1 protein-coding gene is annotated in these 854 nt (G+C 60.0%); it reads left to right on the top strand.

Features of this window, described 5'->3' with window-relative positions; translation table 11 throughout:
• Positions 1–83: 83 nt before the first annotated feature.
• Positions 84–835, top strand: a protein-coding gene (locus tag AC1DPF_RS18960) for an IS5 family transposase (RefSeq protein WP_477962950.1) whose coding sequence is annotated in 2 segments (ribosomal slippage) — positions 84–422 and positions 425–835 — 750 coding nt in all. Because the reading frame shifts where the segments join, the coding sequence is not laid out codon by codon here.
• The last annotated feature ends 19 nt before the right edge of the window (positions 836–854 follow it).

Genomic DNA, 854 nt, shown 5'->3' with positions numbered 1-854 from the left:
TAGGCTGTATCGACATTCAGAGGATTCCCAAGTGGTGGGATGTCTGATTCATGGGTTTCCGCGATTGCGGAGGCATCATGGGGATCAAGCGATACGAGTTAAGCGAGGCGCAGTGGCGTCGGATCGAGCCGATGCTTCCGGGCAAGGTCAGTGATCCTGGGCGGACGGCGCAAGATAATCGCTTGTTTATCAATGGAGTATTGTGGGTCTTGCGTTCTGGTGCGCGCTGGTCCGACCTGCCCGAGCGCTACGGCAAGTACAAGACGGTGCACAAGCGCTTCACCCGTTGGGCGCGCGCCGGGGTGTGGGAGGGCCTCTTTGCGCTGCTCGCCCGGGATCGAGACAACGAGTATCTGATGATCGACAGCTCGATCGTGCGTGCCCATGCCCAAGCGGCAACGGGCCAAAAAGGGGGGCGTGCGACCAGGCTCTGGGGCGTTCCCGAGGAGGACTGACCTCCAAGTGGCACATTGCGGTCGACACGCTCGGCCGACCGGTGCGCTTCATCCTCACCGGCGGCAACGCCAGCGACCCCAAGCTCGCCATTCCGCTGTTAACCGGTCTCGATGCAGGTCATGTCATCGCCGACAAAGCCTACGACACCTACGCGATACTCGACTTCATCGAAACAACGGGTGCTCARCCGATCATCCCGCAGCGCGTCTGCATGCCCCGCAAACGAGCCTTCGATCCGGTCAAGTACAAGCTGCGCAATCGCATCGAACGGACCATCGGTAAACTCAAGCAGCTACGCCGTATCGCCACACGRTACGATCGCATCCCRCAAAACTATCTCGCTAGCCTATGCCTCGCTGCCCTCAGCTTCTGGTGCTGAATGTCGATTCAGCCTAGAG

Source organism: Rhizorhabdus sp. P4_G6, assembly GCF_056401045.1.
Note: the sequence above shows the minus strand (reverse complement) of the source record. Positions and strands in the feature narration are given on the sequence as shown.